Origin of the sequence: Streptomyces sp. RP5T, from assembly GCF_003933965.1 — a bacterium.
In the GTDB taxonomy this organism is placed as follows: domain Bacteria; phylum Actinomycetota; class Actinomycetes; order Streptomycetales; family Streptomycetaceae; genus Streptomyces.
The window spans coordinates 1-726 of sequence record NZ_RSAJ01001213.1 but is presented as its reverse complement, the minus strand read 5'-3'; the positions used below and the strand labels follow the sequence as shown (position 1 = coordinate 726).

The following is a 726-nucleotide window of genomic DNA, read 5'->3' as shown; positions in this document are numbered from 1 at the left end:
CTCCGTCCCGCTCCCACCCCGCACCCACATCCAGAGGACACCCATGCCCTTCGCCCCGGCAACGGAGCGCTGTCTCCCCCCGGCTGACCTGGACCGCATCGAGCAGGCCGCGGAGTTCGTCCGCCGAAACGACACGGCAAGCGCCCTCGACGCGCTGTTCCCGGCCCTGACCGCTGCGGAACGACAGGAACTCGCCGGCCTGCTCCGGCTCGCGCACACCGCTCTGCTCGTCTTCCCGCACACCCTGGCGGGCCTGCGCGAGGAGTTGTCCGCCCGGGGCCTGCACGCGGGGGAGCCGACCCCGAGCGTGGTCGTCCGCGGCAGGCTCGCCCAGCGGTACGCCCGCCCGGCCGGCAGCCTCCCGGTCGGCATCCTCCGGGCGGCGGTGCCGGACGCCCGGCACGGATGCGGCGAGATCGCATGCGGCAGGATCGGATGCGGCGAGATCGAGATCTTCACCCTGGAGGTGCCCGACGGCTCGGACCTGGCGACCGTGGCGGCGGCCGAACGCGCGGCGGACCACGAGGCACACATCGCGTTCGAGGTCCTCACCCCCGGCCCGGTCACCCTGCACGGACTGACGGCCCTGCTGCTGGACCGGGCCGGAGCCCTCGCCGACAGCGGCGGCCACAACCCGCACGAGAACGCCACCGTGCTCTACTTCCGCACCGGCGAACACCGCATCGAGCTCTACGTCCCCGGCCGCCACCCCGGACTCCTCGCCAC

1 pseudogene is annotated in these 726 nt (G+C 74.1%); it reads left to right on the top strand.

The features are described 5' to 3' along the window. Nucleotides 1–43 precede the first annotated feature (43 nt). Nucleotides 44–726, top strand: a pseudogene (locus EHS43_RS45465) (hypothetical protein); the annotation flags it as partial.